Source organism: Devosia sp. P3_B2 (genome assembly GCF_056402875.1).
Window position 1 is genome coordinate 333121 of the sequence record NZ_JBFUGO010000010.1, and the last position, 18873, is coordinate 351993.

15 protein-coding genes are annotated in these 18873 nt (G+C 64.4%); 8 read left to right on the top strand and 7 right to left on the bottom strand.

Going from position 1 to position 18873, the window contains the following annotated elements:
• Positions 1-232 precede the first annotated feature (232 nt).
• The 4 genes from AC1DV8_RS16705 to AC1DV8_RS16720 all read left to right on the top strand — a co-directional run bounded on the left by AC1DV8_RS16705 (position 233) and on the right by AC1DV8_RS16720 (position 5692).
• Entirely contained in the window at positions 233-2530 is a 2298-nt protein-coding gene (locus AC1DV8_RS16705; protein WP_477152013.1) for an efflux RND transporter permease subunit, read from the top strand.
• Entirely contained in the window at positions 2527-3060 is a 534-nt protein-coding gene (locus tag AC1DV8_RS16710) for a hypothetical protein (RefSeq protein ID WP_477158217.1), read from the top strand. Before AC1DV8_RS16705 ends, AC1DV8_RS16710 begins: the two co-directional genes overlap by 4 nt.
• A 165-nt stretch (positions 3061-3225) precedes the next feature.
• The gene (locus AC1DV8_RS16715; RefSeq protein ID WP_477158218.1) at positions 3226-5115 is read left to right on the top strand and encodes a sensor domain-containing diguanylate cyclase; all 1890 of its coding nucleotides are present in this window, start codon (positions 3226-3228) and stop codon (positions 5113-5115) included.
• Between the two features lie 262 nt (positions 5116-5377).
• Positions 5378-5692, top strand: a complete 315-nt coding sequence (locus tag AC1DV8_RS16720; RefSeq protein WP_477158219.1) for a class I SAM-dependent methyltransferase — start codon at positions 5378-5380, stop codon at positions 5690-5692.
• Between the two features lie 139 nt (positions 5693-5831).
• Here the strand turns inward: AC1DV8_RS16720 and AC1DV8_RS16725 are convergent, their stop codons facing one another.
• Positions 5832-6329: a single-stranded DNA-binding protein gene (locus AC1DV8_RS16725; RefSeq protein ID WP_477152017.1), complete on the bottom strand. Its 498-nt coding sequence runs from the start codon at positions 6327-6329 to the stop codon at positions 5832-5834.
• A 399-nt stretch (positions 6330-6728) separates the two neighbouring features.
• Here AC1DV8_RS16725 and uvrA point away from each other — a divergent pair, with 399 nt between their 5' ends.
• The 3 genes from uvrA (at position 6729) to AC1DV8_RS16740 (ending at position 10341) form a co-directional block, all read left to right on the top strand.
• On the top strand, positions 6729-9617 hold the full coding sequence (gene uvrA / locus AC1DV8_RS16730) for an excinuclease ABC subunit UvrA (RefSeq protein WP_477158220.1): 2889 nt from the start codon (positions 6729-6731) through the stop codon (positions 9615-9617).
• A 219-nt stretch (positions 9618-9836) separates the two neighbouring features.
• Positions 9837-9983: a hypothetical protein gene (locus AC1DV8_RS16735; protein ID WP_477152019.1), complete on the top strand. Its 147-nt coding sequence runs from the start codon at positions 9837-9839 to the stop codon at positions 9981-9983.
• Between the two features lie 208 nt (positions 9984-10191).
• Positions 10192-10341: a DUF1127 domain-containing protein gene (locus AC1DV8_RS16740; protein WP_082434573.1), complete on the top strand. Its 150-nt coding sequence runs from the start codon at positions 10192-10194 to the stop codon at positions 10339-10341.
• A gap of 95 nt (positions 10342-10436) precedes the next feature.
• On the opposite strand, the gene AC1DV8_RS16745 is transcribed toward AC1DV8_RS16740, so the two are convergent.
• Together AC1DV8_RS16745 and AC1DV8_RS16750 are read right to left on the bottom strand one after the other, a co-directional pair.
• Positions 10437-11084, bottom strand: coding sequence for a glutathione S-transferase family protein (locus AC1DV8_RS16745; RefSeq protein ID WP_477158221.1), 648 nt, complete (start codon positions 11082-11084; stop codon positions 10437-10439).
• 116 nt (positions 11085-11200) lie between these two features.
• On the bottom strand, positions 11201-11692 hold the full coding sequence (locus AC1DV8_RS16750; RefSeq protein WP_477158222.1) for an ester cyclase: 492 nt from the start codon (positions 11690-11692) through the stop codon (positions 11201-11203).
• Positions 11693-11884: 192 nt separating this feature from the next.
• Between AC1DV8_RS16750 and trmFO the strand changes: the two genes are divergently transcribed.
• Complete coding sequence (gene trmFO, locus AC1DV8_RS16755) at positions 11885-13276, top strand: methylenetetrahydrofolate--tRNA-(uracil(54)-C(5))-methyltransferase (FADH(2)-oxidizing) TrmFO (RefSeq protein WP_477158223.1); 1392 nt, start codon at positions 11885-11887, stop codon at positions 13274-13276.
• Here the strand turns inward: trmFO and AC1DV8_RS16760 are convergent.
• The 4 genes from AC1DV8_RS16760 to secD are packed head-to-tail and all read right to left on the bottom strand — an operon-like array spanning position 13260 to position 18828.
• A complete protein-coding gene (locus tag AC1DV8_RS16760; protein ID WP_477158224.1) occupies positions 13260-14987 on the bottom strand; it encodes a DUF4153 domain-containing protein in 1728 nt (575 codons plus the stop codon). The genes trmFO and AC1DV8_RS16760 overlap by 17 nt on opposite strands.
• A gap of 56 nt (positions 14988-15043) precedes the next feature.
• A complete protein-coding gene (locus AC1DV8_RS16765) occupies positions 15044-15880 on the bottom strand; it encodes a phytoene/squalene synthase family protein (protein WP_477158225.1) in 837 nt (278 codons plus the stop codon).
• The gene (locus tag AC1DV8_RS16770) at positions 15877-16266 is read right to left on the bottom strand and encodes an Mth938-like domain-containing protein (protein WP_477158226.1); all 390 of its coding nucleotides are present in this window, start codon (positions 16264-16266) and stop codon (positions 15877-15879) included. The genes AC1DV8_RS16765 and AC1DV8_RS16770 overlap by 4 nt, the downstream gene beginning before the upstream one ends.
• A gap of 3 nt (positions 16267-16269) precedes the next feature.
• Entirely contained in the window at positions 16270-18828 is a 2559-nt protein-coding gene (gene secD, locus AC1DV8_RS16775) for a protein translocase subunit SecD (RefSeq protein ID WP_477152026.1), read from the bottom strand.
• Between the last annotated feature and the right edge of the window lie 45 nt (positions 18829-18873).

Sequence of the window (18873 nt, forward strand, 5' to 3'; positions counted from 1 at the left end):
TGGCGAAGACCAACCGGCGCTGGCCGGCCGGCCTGGATGTCCACGATATTGGAAAAGAGCCGACGCTTCGAAGAAATCACAATGACGTGGGTTTGCGGCAACTTTGGGCCGAAATCGCCGGATCACGCCGCAATCGAGCTTGCACGCGCGGCTCAAACGGCTGGACGCGCCGCCACCAAGCCCTTAGTAATCCGCGCCTGACGCGGGGCGCACCGTCTAAGGGAAGATTCTATTGTCGAAGAATACTCTGCTGGGCCGGCTCTGGAACTGGGCCTTCGGGCATGACCGTTCCATCGGCTTCGGACTCGAAGCGCTTGGCCATCTTACGCTCAAGCAGCCCCGGATCGTCGCCGTCTTCGTGCTGCTGGTGACCATCTTCTGTGCGGTGAATGTGCCGCGGGCCAGCGTCGATGGCGACATGCTCCGCGTGTTCGCCCATTCGGGCGTCGAGTACGACAACTACGAGCATCTTGCGACGACTTTCGGCACGTTCGAGAACGACATCTACCTGCTCGTCAGTTCGCCCAATCTCACCAATCCTGAGACCCTCGAGAACATCCGCGCGCTGGCGCTCGACATCTCCACCAGCGAATACGTCACCGGCACCATGTCGGCGTTCACCCTGCGCAAGCCCGCCGCGGACGGCACGACGCTGCCGGCTGTGCCCGAAGGGATGACGGACCCCGCGCAGGTCAAGGCAGCTCTCACCGAGCTCTACGAAACCGACCCGATGATGCGCAATCTCATCAACCCGGACCTGTCCGGGGTGGTGATCATCGTGTTCCCGAACCCCGAGATGACCAAGGGTGGCGGCACCAAGGACATGATCGCGAGCCTTCGCGACGTGGTGAAGGACTACGAGAGCACCGACGTGCAGGTCGAACTGACCGGCCCGCCGATCTGGACCTCGGAAATGCTGAGCGCCGCGGTCGGCGACCAGATCAAGTTCACCGTCTACGGCTTCGCGCTGGGCTCGCTGATCGCGCTTATCGCGCTGCGCTCATTCTGGGGCGCCGTGCTGGTCGCTGCCACGCCGTTCATCGCCATCATGTGGGTGATGGGCATCATCATCTTCCTGTTCGGCTCGTTCTCCTTCCTCACCATCATCGTCACGACCATCGTATTGGTGATCGCCTTCGCGGAGAGCTTATTCTTCATCTTCAACTGGCTCGCCTATTGGCGAGAAGGCATGGATCCCTACAAGGCCGTCGACGAAACGGTGCGCGTCGTGGGCCCGGCCAGCGCGCTCACCATGCTGACGACTCTCGTGTCGTTCGCCTCGCTGTCGCTGACCGCGGGCCAGGGCATCCAGGAGTTCTCGCTGGCCGGCACGATCGCTTCGCTGACCAACTTCATCTGCCTGATGACGTTCCTGCCGCTGCTCCTGAAGCTCGCCATCCGGCTGAAGTTCAAGGCACCGAAGCCGAGCTTCGCCATCACCGCGCCGATCCCGCTGGCCTGGTTCCTCGCCACCAAGTTCGGCCGCCCGATCGCGGCGCTCGCCATCGTCGGAACCGGCCTGCTGCTGATCCCCTACTTCCTGATCCAGCCGCACTTCTCGTTCGAAGACTTCATGGCCAAGGGCTCTACGGCGCTGACCGCCGCCGAGCAGATCGACCAGGGCGTCGGCGGCGTGGCGCCGCTCTATGTCAGCGTCCCGCTCAAGGAGGGCGTCTCGGACGTCGGCGACGAAGACTTCAAGACCATCAAGCTCGTCCACGACATCGTCGAGAAGCACCTGGGCGCCAACAAGGTGATCTCGGCCGCGGCGTTCACGCACTATGCCGACTCCGGCTTCACCCGCGAGCAGATCTTCAACGCCGTGGGCGACCTGAAGCGTCGGTTCGTCAGTGACGACGGTATGCACGCGCTGGTCACCGGCTTCATGCCGACGATCATCGACTCCGAAGAACTGGTGAAGCTCAAGGAGGGCATCCAGGCCGACGTCAAGGCGGCGGGCATCGAGGGGGCCGAAGTCGGCGGCTTCCGGGTGATGACCACTTACGCCACCGACAACATCGTGCGTGGCCTGCAGCTCGACCTCACCATCTCGGTGATCGTCAACCTGTTCCTGATCGGCTGGGCCTTCCGTTCGCTCCGCGTGGCGGTGGCGACCGCCATCCCCAACCTGTTCCCGATTCTGGGCACCGAGGCCTACCTCTGGTGGTCGGGCGCCGGCCTGCAGCTCACCACCGTGCTGTCGCTCACCATCGCCTTCGGTATCGCGGTCGACGACACCACGCATTTCCTCTCGCACTATTTGCATGCGCGACGAGAAGAAGGCCGCTCGCACATGGACGCCATCCATCACACGATGGAGCGTATTGGCGGCGCCATCATCGCCGCTACACTGATCCTCTGCTCCGGCACGGCAATCGTCATGTTCTCCGAACTGCCGCAGGTCGCATTGTTCGGTACTCTTTTTGTGATAACTCTCGGCTTTGCAGTCATTGGAGATGTGTTCATCCTGCCTGCACTGCTGGTCGCCGGGGGGCGATTCTTTCATCCGCTTGGAGGCGTTAGGAAATGAAGTTGTTCGGACCCCTGCTGCGAATCATCGCGCTCGCCGGTCTGCTGGTCGCAACCCCGATGGCTGTGGCGCCGGCTCTGGCCGCGCCGGCCGACGTGTCGCTGCTGAAGTCCTTCGTCGGCAGCTGGAAGGGTCGCGGCACCCTGATCGGCGCCGAGAGCGAGTCGGTGGTCTGCCGCCTGTCGCTCAGCGAGGGCAATTCCGACAAGGTGAACTACTCGGGCCGCTGCTCGCTGGCTGGAACCGCGCTGTCGGTCAACGGCACGCTGGCCTTCAACGACCAGGCCCGCCGCTATGAGGCCGCGATGACCTCCAACGTCACCTTCTCCGGCCTCGCGGTCGGCAAGAAGCAGGGCGATGGCGTCCTCTTCAACCTCAAGGAGCGGAACAAGGACGAGGAAGGCAACGACCTCACCGTCACCGCGGCGATCGCGCTGAAGGGCAGCGGCAAGAGCATCCTGGTCGAGTTCCAGGTGGTGTTCAACGCCACCGGCGATATGCTGAAAGCCTCGGTGCCGTTCACCAAGTAGGCCTCGCCAGGGCCCGATTGCTACGCGTTTTGACGGACGGCCATTGGCCGTCCGTTTGCGTTTTGGTGAACGGATGAGGGACGATGCTAAGTTCCCGCTTCTGCCGATGTTAACGAGAGCATGCGACACAGTCCGGGACAGAATCCGTTCCGGAAGCCTCGCCTCATGGTCCGTCCGGCCCCGAAATCGCTGACTCTGCGCGCGGCGCTCTACGTGCTCGCCATCTGCGCGGCGATCGTCGCGCTCGAGGGCTGGCGCGAGTGGGTTGCCTATAATGCAGCGCTGCAGAAGGCCGAGCTCGAGACGCGCAATCTCGCCCGCTCGATGCGCCAGCATGCCGAGGACACCTACGAGATCGCCGACCAGGCGGTGTCCCTGGTGACCTTCGAGATCGAGACCGCCGGCACCGACCCAGAGGGGGTGAAGGAGACCGAGGCCTTCATGCTGCGCACCATGGAGAGCGCGCAGAGGCTGCGCGGCATCTATGTCTACGATGCCGACGGCAACTGGATCGTCACCACCTCGGCCAACATGCCGCCGGGCGACAACCAGAGCACCTACAGCTATTTCCGCGACCACATGAACTCGCCGAGCGACGCACCGTCCTTCGGCGCGCCGATCCACACTGGCGACAACGCGCTGATCACCACCGTCAGTCGTCGCTTCGACAAACCGGATGGCAGCTTTGGCGGCGTGGTCGTCGCCGCCATCGATTCCCGCTATTTCGCGGACGTCTATGACGGCATCGATGTCGGCGCCATGGGCACCATCAGCCTCTATGACAATGACGGCCTGCTGCTCAGCCGCAAGCCCTACCGCCCCGAACTGATCGGCGCGGACCTCGGCGAAGGCGACCTGTTCGATGCACGCCGACCCGCCAATGCCTCCGGCGCCTATCACTACGACTCCGCCATCGACGGCCACCGCCGGATCGGCGGCTACGATCGCGGCTCGCGCTATCCGGTGGTCGCGGTGGTCGCGGTTTCGCACGCCGAAGCTTTGGCCGGCTGGTGGACCGGCGCCCTGCAGCGCAGCGCCATCACCCTCGGTATGGTGCTCGTCGCCGCGTTGCTAGGCCTCCGCCTCACTGACCAGATCCGCCGCCGGCAGAGCAGCGAGACGGTGTTGGAGCAGAAGGAAGCGGAATTCCGCCTGCTCGCCGAAAGCGCCAGCGACCTGGTGGAGCGCTTCGACAGCGATGGCACGCGCACCTACATCTCCCCTGCCCTCGAGCGGCTGACCGGCTACCGGCCGGCGGAGATGCTGGGCAAGAACGCCTTCGAGGTGGTGAACCCTCTCGACCGGCCCGCGGTGGAGGCCGCTGCCGAACGGTTGCGCAAAGGGCTCTCCGAACAGGAGACCGTGGCCTTCCGGGTGCAGCACCGGGATGGCCGCGAGATCTGGCTGGAGACCTCGTTGCGGATCGCAGCCGAACGCTCCGAGCGCGTATCGGTGGTCGGTGTCACCCGCGATATCAGCGAACGCAAGCGCCTCGAGCTGAAGCTCGAAAGCCTCGCTATGCGCGACGGTCTCACCGGCATTGCCAACCGGCGCGCCTTCGATACGGCGCTTACCCGTGAAGTGGCCCGCGCCAGCCGCCTCGCTTCACCGCTGTCTCTGCTGATGATCGATGCCGACCGGTTCAAGCGCTTCAACGACGACCACGGCCACCTCGCGGGCGACGCCTGCCTGAAGGCCATTGCCGCGGTGGTCGCCATGGCCGCCCGACGCCCCAGCGATCTGGCGGCCCGCTATGGTGGCGAGGAGTTGGCGCTTCTTCTCCCCGACACCGACGCCGACGCCGCGCGCACCATCGCCACCGAGCTCTGCCGGCAGGTGCAGTCGCTGGCCATCCCGCACGAGCGCAACCTGCCCTGGCGCGTCGCCACCATCAGCATCGGCGTCGCCACGATCGACTCGCGCGACGAGGACGCGGTCCATGACGGCTCCTGGCTGATCAGCACCGCCGACCTCGCCCTCTACGACGCCAAATCCCAGGGCCGCAACCAGAGCGTCGCCGCGCCGAGACGGGTGAGATCACGGCTGGCCGGCTAAGCGTCGTCGATCCGGCACCATCGCTTGTTATGCTGTCGACTGGTTGGAGGCAGCTGATGAACGATCGTCCCGGGGCATCATTCGAGGAACGCGAGGTCGTCGACCTACCCCTATCGCCCGCCCTACCCTGAAGCGGTGTTCGAGAAGCTGCACCAGCTGGCGCCTCGGCATGACGCGATGCTGGATATCGGCTGCAGTCCGGGCAAGGTGTCCCGCCCACTGACCCGGTGCCGATGTGGTTGCCGTCCACCCCTCGCGGCACATGATCGCACTCGGACATACCCTCCCCGGCGGCCGGGTGCCGAACCTTCACTGGGTGCGAGGCCTCGCCGAAGAAGCGCCGCTCGACGGCCGGCGCTTCGACCTCACCGTTGCCGCCGCCAGCATCCACTGGATGGATCACGACCGGCTGTTCCCCAGGCTCCTGCTGCACGCGGCTCCTGGAGCGTCGAGGATTTCATCAAGTGCCAGCACTCGCGCGACACCTGGGCCTACTCGAAGCTCGGCGATCGGACTGCAGCGTTCGACGCCGAACTCGCTGAGCTTCTCGCTCCCTACGCCGCAGCGGGCCAGCTGACCTACACGGTCAGGACCCTGGTGATCTGGGGCAGCATCGTGCCGAGATAGTCCTGGAGCTTCCCACAAAACGAAACGGGCCGCCTGGGCGCCCCGTTTCAACCTCACGTCCGATGCTACGCCTGTAGTCCGGCGCCGCCTCAGAACGGAATATCGTCGTCCATGCCGCCGGACTCAAACGCCGGAGCCGAGCTCGGGCGGCGCTCCTGGCGGGCCGGCGGGCCACCGAACGACGAGGACTCGCGCGGGCTGGAGAAGCCGCCGGCGCTGTCGCCACCGCCTTCACCGCGGCCATCGAGCATGGTTAGGGTCGAGTTGAAGCCCTGCAGCACGATTTCGGTCGAGTACTTGTCCTGGCCGGATTGGTCCTGCCACTTGCGGGTCTGCAACTGGCCCTCGATGTACACCTTGGCGCCCTTCTTCAGGTACTGCTCGGCGACACGCACCAGGCCTTCCGAGAAGATCACCACGCGGTGCCACTCGGTGCGCTCCTTGCGCTCGCCGGAATTCTTGTCGCGCCACTGTTCGGAGGTCGCGACGCTCAGGTTCACCACCTTGCCGCCCGACGGCAGGTTCCGCACTTCCGGGTCGTTGCCGAGGTTACCGACGAGGATGACCTTGTTCACGCTGCCAGCCATGGCACTTTCCTTTCAACTTTCCCGGATACGCGCCCGGGAGAAACTCCGGCGCGTATCCTACCGCTATCGTCCGGACGGCGCGCGCGACATTCGCCGCTCGCCCACAGTTTCGTCCGTTCTCTTTATGTTCTACTCGTCAGCCGGTTTGTCAAGCGTGCGGCGAACAGATTCCATTAGCAGCGGTCTTGACCGACTCTGGTTTGTTCCGCTTATGTTCACATCACGTTTGAGCGGGATGTCGAACGGTCGTGGTGACAGGAACCGTTGCGGCGTGGTTAAGTTGCAAGTCGGGCGCCGGATACCCAGATGTGCGGCCTAGCCCCTCTTTTTTGAAACCCTGACACGATTTGGCACAAAGCGGCACTATGTTCGCTCGCCCTCGTCAAGTGGAAGTCTTTGATGGCCGATAGACCTAATCCGAACCGCGATCTCGTCATCAGGGGCGCCAAGGAGCACAACCTCAAGAACATCGACTTGAGGCTGCCCCGCGATAGCCTCATCGTGATGACTGGGCTCTCGGGCTCAGGTAAGTCGTCGCTCGCCTTCGACACGATCTATGCCGAGGGCCAGCGCCGCTACGTGGAGTCGCTCTCCGCTTACGCCCGCCAGTTCCTCGAGATGATGCAGAAGCCGGATGTCGAGCAGATCGACGGCCTGTCGCCGGCCATCTCGATCGAGCAGAAGACGACCAGCAGAAATCCACGGTCTACCGTTGGAACTGTCACGGAGATCTACGACTATCTGCGCCTGCTCTTTGCGCGCGTTGGCATCCCCTACTCGCCGGTCACCGGCCTCCCTATCCAGAGCCAGACCGTCAGCCAGATGGTCGATATCGTCATGGCGCAGCCGCCGGAAACGCGGCTTTACCTGCTGGCGCCGATCGCCCGTGGTCGCAAGGGCGAGTACAAGCGCGAGCTCAACGATCTGATGCGCAAGGGTTTTCAGCGCGTGAAGATCGACGGCGAGTTCCACGACATCGAGGACGCGCCCAACCTCGACAAGAAGATCAAGCATGACGTGGAAGTCGTTGTAGACAGACTCGTTGTCGGCCCCGACATCGCTACCCGCCTCGCTGAAAGCTTCGAGACCGCCCTGAAGCTCGCCGACGGTATCGCCTTCGCCGAGTTCGCCGACGAACTTGACGAGAACGGCACCCCGAAGCGGCTGATCTTCTCGGAAAAGTTCGCCGATCCGATCTCGGGCTTCACCATTCCCGAGATCGAGCCGCGGCTGTTCTCGTTCAACAATCCGTTCGGCGCCTGCCCGGTCTGCGACGGTCTGGGCACCGAGCAGAAGATCGACCCGAACATGATCGTCCCCGATGTCAGCCTTTCGCTGCGCGACGGGGCCATCCTGCCATGGTCTAAGACATCAGCGCCCTATTACCTGCAGACGCTGCAGGCCGTGGCCAAGCACTATGGCGCCTCGACCGGCACCGCGTGGGAAGAGCTGCCCTTCGAAGTGCAGCACGCGATCCTCTTCGGCACCGGCTCGACGCCGATCAACTTCGTCTATGACGACGGCCTCCGCACCTACAAGAGCACGAAGCCCTTCGAGGGCGTGATCGGCAACCTGGAGCGGCGCTACAAGGAGACCGAGAGCGCTGGCATGCGCGAGGAGATTGAGCGCTACATGTCGCAGGCGCCTTGCCTCGCCTGCAACGGCTACCGCATGAAGCCCGAAGCGCTGGCCGTGAAGATCGACGGCCTCCACATCGGACAGGTCAGCGAGAAGTCGATCAAGGCGGCCGCCGAGTGGTTCACTGAACTGCCGAGCCGCCTCACCGAGCAGCAGAACCAGATCGGCGAGCGCATCTTCAAGGAGATCCGCGAGCGCCTGGGCTTCCTCAACGCCGTCGGCCTTGACTACCTGACGCTGGCCCGCAACTCCGGCTCGCTGTCGGGTGGTGAAAGCCAGCGCATCCGCCTCGCCAGCCAGATCGGCTCCGGCCTCACCGGCGTGCTCTACGTGCTCGACGAGCCCTCGATTGGCCTGCATCAGCGCGACAATGCCCGCCTGCTCGAAACGCTGCAGCGGCTGCGCGACATCGGCAACACGGTGATCGTCGTCGAGCATGACGAGGACGCCATCCTCACCGCCGACTACGTGGTCGATATCGGCCCCGGTGCCGGCGTCCATGGTGGGCACATCGTCGCCGAAGGCACGCCGCAGCAGGTGATCAGCAACCCCAAGAGCATCACCGGCCAGTACCTCTCGGGCGCGATGATGATCCCGATGCCGGTCGAGCGCCGGAAGCAATCGAAGACCAAGAAGCTCCACATCGACGGCGCCACGGGCAACAATTTGAAGAACGTCTCGGTCGACGTGCCCCTGGGCAACTTCGTCGCCATCACGGGCGTCTCCGGCGGCGGCAAGTCGACGCTGATGATCGACACCATGTACCAGGCCATCGCCCGCCGGCTGAACGGCGCGCGCGTCAACCCGGCGCCGCACAACCATCTCACCGGGCTCGAGCACCTCGACAAGGTCATCGACATCGACCAGTCGCCGATCGGTCGTACCCCGCGCTCCAATCCCGCGACCTATACCGGCGCCTTCACTCCGATGCGCGAGTGGTTCGCCGGCCTGCCGGAGAGCAAGGCGCGCGGCTATGGCCCGGGCCGGTTCTCGTTCAACGTGAAAGGCGGCCGCTGCGAGAAGTGCGAGGGCGACGGCGTCATCAAGATCGAGATGCACTTCCTGCCCGACGTCTACGTCACCTGCGAAGTCTGCAAGGGCCACCGCTACAACCGCGAGACGCTCGAAGTGCAGTTCAAGGGCAAGTCGATCGCCGACGTGCTCGACATGACCATCGATGAAGCGGTGGACTTCTTCGCCGCCGTGCCGTCGATCCGCGAGAAGTTCGCGACGCTGCAGCGCGTTGGGCTGGGCTACGTCAAGGTGGGCCAGCCGGCAACGACCCTCTCAGGCGGCGAGGCGCAGCGCGTCAAGCTCTCGAAGGAACTGTCGCGACGCGCCACCGGGCGCACGCTCTACATGCTGGACGAACCGACCACCGGCCTCCACTTCCACGATATCGCCAAGTTGCTCGAAGTGCTGCACGAACTCGTCGACACCGGCAACACCGTGGTAGTGATCGAGCACAATCTCGAGGTCATCAAGACCGCCGACTGGGTCATCGACATGGGGCCCGAGGGCGGCGACGGCGGCGGCCAGGTGGTCGGCGTCGGCACCCCCGAGGATATTGCCGCGAACAAGCACTCGCACACTGGCCGCTTCCTCAAGGAAGTCATGGAGCGCCGCCCGCAGCGCACTGCAGCGGAATAGCGTTCAGCTAGCGGTCGTGTGCCGTTCATCTCAGTGGCAAACCAGCGGCGCGCTATGGCAGCGCCGCTGTCGTTTGTTGCCGCCGTTGGCGGCTGCGATCATGACAGTAGAATGAATTTGCCATGCGCCTTGCGCATGCCGGCACTGAAAACTCACCGCATGTGCCTTCGCGCAAATCGGCTCATGCTACTTTCGTGGTGATCCGAAAAGGAGAACGCCATGTTTGTTCGAGCCGTCTGGCGCATGAAGCGGCTGGTCGACATCAAGCAGACGCTGCGGGAGATGGATGTCCCTACGATCCGTGACGCCCTAGGGCTTTCGGGCGCCGACTTCCAGAAAATGACCCGCGGGCTGTTCGACCGCTGAGCTTCATTCGTCGCTAACCATTCGAGAATGGCCGCCGTGTGCCCGGCGGCCATTTTCTTGCCCTGGCGCGGCCGCGAACCTGAATCGCAAATGAACGTGAGCGGTTAATGCCATGCGCTGCTCGCATAGCTGTACTCGAACATCTCCATCTGCTCGTTCCCCGTGAACGGGACTATCTATGTCCTCGTAAACGAAAGGAGACTTCCAAATGGGTATTCGCACCACGCTGAAGAAGTGGGCCGCTTATCAGCAGACCGTCCGTGAGCTCAACGCTCTCGACACCCGTCAGCTGAGCGATCTCGGCATCACTCGCACCGACATCCAGCGTATCGCCCGCGACCATGCGCGCACCATCTAACGGTTCGCTTTCTGGTTCGTGTTCGACGCCGGCATCCTAGAACGCTCGCTTCCTGATAGAAGCGGGCGTTCAGCCTTTCTGGGGCTCCGTTCGCGCTAGAACGCCAGCCGCCCCACCAGTTCCTCATATGACACGTTGATCGCCTTGCGGAACGCCGCGCGCTCGTTGAGCCGGGCGTGCCACGCTTCGACATGCGGCAGCGACGGCCGCTCGATCGCCATGGTCGACCAGCGGAACATCGCCGCACCGGCGACGATATCGGCATAGGTGAGATCCTCGCCCCCGAGATACGGCACCTGGCTCAGCCGCGCCTCCAGCATGGCAAAGCACTTCACCGAAGCCGCAAGCGCCTTGTCGATCGCTGCTGCATCCTGCTGTGCCACAGGCGTCCTGACCTTTAGCCAGAACAGTGAGATCCAGGCCGGCTGGAATGTAGTGGCCGTCCAGTCCGCCCACTGGTCCACCACAGCCCGATCACGCGCTTCCATCGGGAACAGCAACCCGCTGCCATACTCAGCGCTCAGATAGCGGACAATGGCGTGGCTCTCCCAGACCGTCAGGTCGCCATCACGCAGCGTCGGCACCAGCCCGTTGGGGTTCATCGCCAGATATTCCGGCGTGTCGTTGCCCTTGAAGCTGCCCCCGAGCGGGACATGCGTGTAGGACAGTTCGAGCTCCTCCAACGCCCACACCACCTTCTGCACGTTGCCCGAACTCAGGCGTCCCCAAAGCGTGATGGTCATGGCGTCTCCAGAAAGCTGCGTGGTCCTGCCTCGCTAGCTATCCGGCGTCCAATCACAAAACAAGAGCAGCGCGACCGAGCCGCTCATGGGCATTCGCAGGCCTGCGCCTCGCAGCCTCAGTTCGCCGCCGGGGGCTTCATTGCACCCATCTGAGTCATCATCTGCAGCAACTGTTCGACGTGCCAGACTTCGGCGAGCTTGCCGTCACGGACAAGCCAGACGTCGATCGCCTTGAAGTCCACCGGCTTGTTGGTGGCGGGCATCTCCATCATCGCCCCGTCATTGGTGCCCTTGGCCGTGGAGACCACGGTCACGTAGTCACCGCTCACCAGCACCAGCTCGTTCTCGATCTTCATGTCGGAGAAGGCGGTGGCAAAGCCCTGAAGCTCCTTCGTCAGCCCCTCGACGCCCGCCGCCATGTCGGGTCCGGCGGTGTGATCGACGACATCAGCGGCGATGAATTCCGGAAAGGCAGCGAAATTCCGGGCATTGAACTCGGTGTAGAACCGCCGGGCGAGTGCCTCGTTGGCAGCATCATCCGCAAACACCGGCCAGACAGTCAGGGCAATCGCCCCGAGGGCGACAAAACCAACGAACATTCTATTCATGTGGGCCTCCCTACGCTTGGTGCACACTGCCCGGGACCGGACCGTGACAGGTGGGAAACGCGTCGCCGAGGGGGCGACCCGGCCAATCCAATTTTTAGCACCCGGGCGCGCGGCCGGTAACACACGTCCCCGTGTCGTCCGAGGGCTGTGCTGAAAGTTGCGCAGGCCGGCCCCGCTTGCTATCTGGCGCCCATGTCAAAACACGATGAACCCATTCATGTGATCGGCGGCGGTCTCGCCGGCTCAGAAGCCGCCTGGCAAGCAGCCGAGGCCGGCGCCAAGGTCGTGCTGCACGAGATGCGCCCGGTCCAGAAGACCGATGCACACCAGACCGAAGGCTTTGCCGAGTTGGTCTGCTCCAACAGCTTCCGCTCCGACGATCACCAGCACAACGCTGTCGGCCTGCTGCATGAAGAGATGCGGCGGTGCGGCTCGATCATCATGCGGGCCGCCGATGCGCACAAGCTGCCTGCGGGTGGAGCGCTTGCGGTCGATCGCGACGCATTCTCGGATGCGGTGACTGTCGCGATCCACAATCACCCCAACATCAGCATCGAGCGCGGAGAGATCGCCGGGCTACCTCCGGAAGAGTGGCAGAACGTGGTGGTGGCGACCGGGCCGCTGACCTCCCCTGCCCTTGCCTCCGCCATTCAGGCGCTGACCGGCGAGGATTCTCTGGCCTTCTTCGACGCCATCGCGCCCATCGTCCATGGCGACTCGATCGATCGCGACATCGTCTGGGCGCAGTCGCGCTACGACAAGGTCGGTCCGATGGGGAACGGGCAGGATTATCTCAACTGCCCGATGGACGAGAAGCAGTACAACGCCTTCGTCGACGCACTGGTCACCGCGCCGCTGCATGAGTTCAAGGACTGGGAGAAGGTGCCGTACTTCGACGGCTGCCTGCCGATCGAAGTCATGGCCGAGCGCGGCCGCGACACGCTGCGCTGGGGCCCGATGAAGCCGGTCGGCCTCACCAACCCGCGCAACCCAACGGTCAAGGCGCACGCCATCGTACAGCTCCGCCAGGACAACGCGCTGGGGACGCTGTGGAACATGGTCGGGTTCCAGACCAAGATGCGCTACGGCATCCAGGCCGAGATTTTCCGCATGATCCCGGGGCTTGAGAACGCCCAGTTCGCGCGGCTCGGCGGTCTCCATCGCAACACCTTCCTCAACTCCCCCAAGGTGCTGGGACCGGACCTGAAGCTGAAGGCCATGCCGCGCCTGCGATTTGCCGGCCAGGTGACCGGCGTCGAGGGTTATGTCGAAAGCGCCGCTGTGGGCCTGATGGCGGGCCGCATGGCCGCCGCCGACGCGCGCGGCGAGCAACTGGCGATGCCGCCGGAGACGACGGCGATGGGCGCGCTGATCAACCACATCACCGGCGGTCACCTCGAGGCGGAAGCCTATTCCGGTGCCCGCAGCTTCCAGCCGATGAACGTCAATTTCGGCCTGTTCCCGCCCGTATCGATCAGCAAGCCCGAGGGCCATGTCGGCCGCTGGAAATCGACCGAGAAGACGATCGCGAAGCGCGAGGCGATCACCTCGCGGGCGCTGGACGACATCATGGCGTGGGCTTAGGCCGGTCCGAGAACAGCTGGCCTATGACAGTGCTAAGCGTGCGAGGACCCGCGTTGTTCTCGCCGCGGTCGAAGGTCATGGACTCGACGGCGAGCCGGTAGCTCCGCCCGTCCACCACAAAATCGAGCCAGGGTGAGACCAGGTAACTGCCGTCCTGCTGTGTAAACCAGGGTACCAGGTCCAGTTTGGTGAGCGCCTCAGGCCCCGCGCCTTCGGCGCCGACCCACAGCTCACCGCTCTTGGCTTCAAACCGGAGCGGGCTGGCGTCGAGCACCGCGTCTCCGTAGATGCTGACCGGCCGGATCAGGTAGGGCGTGGCCGAGACGTCCAGTGCCGTGGTGAAATCGCGCCAGAGCGTTGCATAGCGCGGCAGCCCGTCGACTGTCGGCTCGCTCACACCCAGCGCCTCCAGTACGACGTAAGAGCCGTCCTGTGCGGGATCCCAGCTGACGCCGTACTTCCCCATCACCTCCCGGACCGCCCGCCGCCCTCCGGGCGAGCCCGCCAGGTAGTCGATGATGCCGCGCGCCTCGGCGATCTCCGCGGCGTTCCAATCGCCACGCGGCGGCGACGCGCTCTTGTCGGCGCCGGCGTTCATTACCACCGCGTCGAGCCGCAGCGCCTGGCTGCTGACCGGAAGATTGGCGTAGTTCCACGGTCCCACCGACAGCGCCAGCAGAATGATGCCGGCGAACGCCGGGATCAGCCGGATATCGCCGCGTCCGAGGAGGTAGACCACGGCGAGCCCCGTTGCCCAGAATCCTCCGGCCGCGAGCAGCATGCGCTCGTCGGTAAGCCCATAGGCATCGATGCGGATCCAGACCGCCACGAAGAACAGCGCCAGCGGGATCAGCGTCAGCCAGAACCACCAGGTGCGGAACAGCCGGACGAGAGGTCGAGTCCGCACGAAGGGCGGGTGCAGCACCAGCCAGGTGGCGGCGCCGATGACGACGAAGCCGAGGACCATCCAGCCGATCATGCCCTCGGGCAGCTTCTGGGTGACGACGATCTGCGCGGTATAGACCAGGAGGATCAGGGCGTAGATCAGCAGCAGCGGCACCAGCACGAACTGCCCCAGGAAACCGAACGTTCGCGGCAGGAAATCGGCCTGCTCCAGTTCCTCAGCGCGGTAGGCCGAGACGTGCGGCAGGGTCGATAGCCAATAGACCGGGGTGAGGAACAAGCCGGTGAACGGCAGCACCCAGTTGTAGAATACCTGCCCGGTCTCGAGCCCGAACAGGATGGCAAGCGAGCGCTCGATGGCGGCGAGGCCCAGGGCGACGATGAGGAACGCTGCAGCTGCAATGACCGCAGTCGCGAAGGCCTGGAAATTGATCCACCAGAAGCGGTTCTGCTGCTCTTCGCGCGGCACGCCCCGTTCTATCCGGGTGAACGGCGACACCGAAAGCCAGAGCACGGCCACGGCGGGGATCGCGAACGGCACGAACCAGGTGATGTCCCGTATCTGGAAGGCGGCGACCACCGCTATAGGCAACGCATACTTGAGGAGCAGACCCGCAAGGCGCGCCTCTGGCCGGCTCTCGGCGAAGTAAACGCCCGCAACGGCGAGCACCGAGCCAGTGGCAAGACCGAGAGCGGCGCGCGCCCACACTTCGTCGCGCATCCATTCGAGGCCATTGATGGCGCCGATGACAATGATGGTGGTGAGGGCTGCGAGCAGGATGGCGAACGGAAAGCGTTGGCCGGTCATTAGGAAATCCGGAGCCTGCTTCTCCAACCAGGCCCTGAGATTCATGCGATCCCCTGTCAGTGGCGTAACGCCCACCAGCTCATCATGGCGATTTTTCGCCAGTCCGCCAGATCAGCAATCGGTGCAAATGGCGTTCGCGATAACGCGATCCGCCGAAGCTGCAAGGCCAGCAGTGCGACCGGCGCGAAGGCGGGGCGCAGCGGCTTCGGCAACACTGCAATGGCTGCGCGGGCTTTTGTCAGATGTTCGACCGCTAGATCGTTGATCTGCCCAAGCGCCGCAAACAGACCCTCGCTTTTCTGCCCGGCCAGGATCTCCCCATCCGTCACGCCATTGGCGCCGAAGATACTCATCGGCAGGAAAATGCGGCCCTGTGAGGCGTTGAAGCCAAAGGCGCGGAGATGCCCGGTCAGCGCATGGGCGACGCCGAGATGGCCGGCCGCATCGCCGGTCTCCACTTCCGTACCGCCGTTGAGGATCATCGCGGCGAGCTGATAAAGCACCGACACCGTCTCGCCCGCGTAGCCCTCGAAGCTCGCCACATCGGGCATCGGATCCTGGTAGAGATCGAAGCGACGCGCGGCCACCAGCCGCAACAGCGGTCCGGCCGGTAGGCCATAGGTGGAGATCGCGTCGAGCAGCGCCGCCGCGAGCGGGTTCTGGCGGACATTGCCATGCCCCTCGCCCTTCAGGGCATCGACCCACCATTGCAGCCGAATTTCGCCGGCCGCCGGCTCTCGGGCCCGATCGCGGATCGAAGCCACGTCGGCGCTGAAGGCATAGAGCGACTGGATGGCGGTGCGCTCTGGCTCCTTGAGCAGCAGGGTCGCGAAATAGCGGTCGCGGTCGGCGTCGCGGAGGAAGCTCGCGACGTAGCCGGCGTTGTCGCTCATCGGGCGTTCTCGACAGCAAGCAGCGCCGCTCCAACCGCGCGGTCCTCGGCGAGCAGCACGTTGTAGGTGCGGACGGCACCGCCGGTGGCGATCGCCTCGACGATGATCCTGCTTTCCCTGAGGGCCGCGCGGATGGCGGGATCGAGGATGGCAATATCGCCGCCGAGCCCGATCAACAGCACGTCGAGCTGATCGGCCACGGCAAACACCGGAGCAAGGCTCTGCAGCGTCACATCCGCCGGCTGGCTCGGCTCCCAGGCGAACATGCCGCCCGGGAGACAGAGGAGAGAGCCGCGGTGCGACAGCCCGGCGAAGCGGAAGCCGCCGTTGCCGTAGGCGTCGATCTGGGTCTGCCGGGGGTAAAACCCCTCCCCCCGTTCAACCATGGACTAAACCGCTGCGCCGTCGGCGCGCTTGTCGGCCTTGGCCTTCTTCTCCTTGGCCTCTTCCATCTCGCTGCGCGGCTTTAGGCCGAAGTGGATCAGGATCGGGCCGCCGATGAAGATCGACGAGTACATGCCGAAGATCGAGCCGAAAGTCATCGCGATGGTGAAGCCGCGGATCGACTCGCCGCCGAAGAACACCAGCGGGAACAGCGCCAGGAGCACGGTGAACTGCGTCAGCGAGGTGCGAACGATCGTCTGGTTGATCGAGAGATTGATGATCTCGGCAACCGACATCTTCTTGTATTTTCGTAGGTTCTCTCGGACGCGGTCGGAAATCACCACCGTTTCGTTGAGCGACAGACCGACAAGCGTCAGCACCGCCGCGATCGAACTGAGGTTGAACTCCAGCCCGGTTATCGAGAACAGCCCCACCGTCATGATCACGTCGTGCAGCGTCGTCGTCACGGCCGCGAGGCCGAACTGCCACTCGAAGCGGAACCATACGTAGATCAGGATGGCGACCAGCGTTACGAGCACCGCGATGGTGCCGTTGAAGGCCAGTTCGCCCGACACGGTGCCGCTCACCGCTTCGGTGCGGCGCACCTCGTAGTTCTCGGTTGCGAGGGTCTTGGTGACCTCCTGCACGGCCACCTGCTGCGCGGCGTCGCCACCGTCCTGCAGCTGGATGCGGACCAGCAGGTCCTGCGGGTTGCCGAAGCTCTGCACCTGCACTTCGCCGAGGCCCAGCGGGTCCAGCAACTCGCGCACTCTGGCCGGGTCCGCGTCGCCCTCGGCGGTGTGCTGCACCTCGATGGCGGAGCCGCCGACGAAGTCGATGCCGAGGTTGAAGCCCTTGACGAAGGCCGTGCCGATGGCGAGCACCGTGAGGACGACCGAGATGATGATCGCGGTCCGCGACATCTTCATGAAATCGATCTTGGTGCCGTCCGGGATGAAGCGGAAGTGCTGGATCCGGAGCGTCTTGGGGCGCTTCCAGTGATACCAGATGCCGATGAAGAAGCGGGTCACCGTATAGGCGGTGAACAGCGAGGTCAGGATGCCCAGGGCCAGCGTCACGGCGAAGCCCTGGATCGGGCCCGAGCCGAGGAAATACAGCACAATGGCCGCGATCAGCTGCGTCAGGTGGGAGTCGATGATCGTCCCCCAGGCGCGGTGGAAGCCCGCATCGAGCGAGGCGAGGATCGACTTGCCGGCCCGCTGCTCCTCGCGCATGCGCTCGTAGATCAGGACGTTGGCGTCCACCGCGACGCCGATGGTCAAGACGATACCGGCGATGCCGGGCAGCGTGAGGGTCGCGCCGATGGCCGACAGCGAGCCAAGGATCAGGACGACGTTGAGCAGCAGCGCCACGTTGGCGAACACGCCAAACATGCCGTAGGCGATGACCATGAACGCCAGCACCAGCACAGACGCCACGGCGCCGGCAGTGATACCCGCACGGATGGAGTCAGCGCCGAGGCTCGGGCCGACCGAGCGTTCCTCGACCACGTCGAGCGAGGCCGGCAGCGCGCCGGCGCGGAGCAGCACGGCGAGGTCGTTGGAGGTCTGCGGCGTAAAGTTGCCGCTGATCTGGCCCGAACCGCCGGTAATCGGCTGCTGGATGACCGGAGCGGTGATCACCTGGTTGTCGAGGACGATGGCAAAGCGCTTGCCGACGTTCTTGGAAGTGATTTCGCCGAAGGTGATGGCGCCGCGGGTATCGAACTGGAAGCTGACGACGGAGCGCGATGTCTGCTGGTCGAAGCCGGGCTGCGCGTTGGTCAGCGATTCACCGCCGAGTTCGACGTTCTCGTTGAGCAGTTCCTTGCCGCCATCGGCGCTCGGCAGGATGAAGTAGCCGGCGGGGATGCCCTGGGCCTCGGCCTGCGCCGCGGTCATCGTCGGGTGAACCAGGTGGAAGGTCAGGCGCGCCGTACGCGAGATCAGTTCCTTTAGGCGCGCGGAATCTTCGAAGCCCGGAACCTGAACCAGCACGCGGTCCTGGCCCTGGCGCTGAATGGTCGGCTCGGTGGTGCCCACTTCGTCGACGCGATTGCGGATGACTTCCATCGACTGCGCTACCAGCGAAGACATGCGCTCCTTGACGCCGTCGGGCGTCAGCGACACGACGAGCTTGCCGTCCGCGGTCTCGGAGAATGCCAGCTCGGGCACGCCGCCAACGCCGAAATTGCTCGAGATATTGGTCTGGAGCTTCTGGATGGCCGCCAGGGCGGCCTCCTTCTGGGTCGGGTCCGTCAGCTCGATGGTGATCGAGTCCGCACTTGTGGTGATCAGGTTGCCAATGCCGTTGTCGTTGGCGAGGGCTGAGCGCACATCGCGCCGCAGGCTCTTGATGCGCTCGGCAATGATCGAGTCACGGTTGACCTGCAACAACAGGTGCGAGCCACCCTGCAGGTCGAGGCCGAGGACCACGGTCTGCTTGGGCAGGAAGCCTGGCCAGGCGGCCAGCATGTCCTTGGGCAGGAAGCTCGGAATGGTGAACAGGATGCCAAGTATCGCAACGATGACGATGATGGCTGACCGGATTGGCGATGACTGCATGGTCGGAACTTGGATCCTGTATGGTGCCCAATGGCGGCGGCAAGC